The organism is Streptomyces sp. NPDC050263 (assembly GCF_040655955.1).
Lineage (GTDB): Bacteria > Actinomycetota > Actinomycetes > Streptomycetales > Streptomycetaceae > Streptomyces.
On sequence record NZ_JBFAKW010000319.1, the window covers coordinates 1 to 1,066 of the forward strand.

Genomic DNA, 1,066 nt, shown 5'->3' on the forward strand with positions numbered 1-1,066 from the left:
CGGGCAGGGCGGTTGCAAGTTCCGGGATCGCGTAGATCGTCTGCGTCCGGCGGGAGTTGACGCAGCAACAGCACAGGCACGAGACCGGTGATCATCAGGGTGTCTACGCCAGCTGATCACATCGAGGTCCCGTGCCTGCCGCTCCATCCTCCCCGGTCCCTGCCGCCCTGGCGAAACTGGGCCCCCTCCACCAGCACGACACCGGCCGCCTGCGCGCCCACCTCCAGCGCGTACCCGACCCGCGTTCACGTCGCGGACGGTGGTATCCCCTGGTCGGCTTGCTGCTGATCTGCGCCTGCGCAGTCGTCTCCGGCGCCCGGACCATCACCGAGATCACCGAGTGGGGACAGCGCGCCACCACCACAGTGCTGGAACACCTCGGCATCCGCCGCCATCTGCCCGGACGTCGACGCGCCCCGTCCCAGGCCACCTTCACCCGGCTCCTGGCCGCCCTCGACGGCGATGCCCTGGACGCCGTGATCGGCGCCTACCTGGCCGGACACGACCACACCGACGTCATCACCGGCTCTGCGCCGCGGCCCGCGATCGCGGTGGACGGCAAGGCGCTGTCCGGCTCCGCGCACCGACAACAGCGCCACCGGCACCTGCTGTCCGCCGTCACCCACGCCCCCACCGTCACCCTGGCCCAGCGGGAGGTGGGGGCCAAGACCAACGAGACGGCCGCCTTCCGTCCGCTGCTGGAACCCCTCGACCTGACCGGCACCGTGGTCACCTTCGACGCCCTGCACAGCGTCAAGGACCAGGTGCGCCGGCTGGTGCAGGAGAAGAAAGCCCACTGCATCGCGGTGATCAAGGGAAACCAGCCGACCGCGTCGGCCCAGCTCAAGGCCCTGCCGTGGGAACAGGTGCCCGTGGCGCACACCGTCTCCGGGACCGGGCACGGCCGACGGGAGTCCCGCTCGGTCAAGACCATGGCCATCGCGGCGAACCTGGGCGGGATCGCTTTCCCGCAAGCGCGGCTGGCCTTGCGCATCCACCGGCGCCGTCAGGAGAGCGGCAAGCGGCAGACCCGGGAGACGGTCTACGCCGTCACCAGCCTCGATAC

1 protein-coding gene is annotated in these 1,066 nt (G+C 70.8%); it reads left to right on the forward strand.

Annotated elements, in window-relative coordinates; all coding sequences use genetic code 11:
* Window positions 1-131: 131 nt before the first annotated feature.
* Window positions 132-1,066 (forward strand): ISAs1 family transposase (locus AB0J04_RS46265; protein WP_363174755.1); only part of this gene is annotated, 935 nt, incomplete at its 3' end.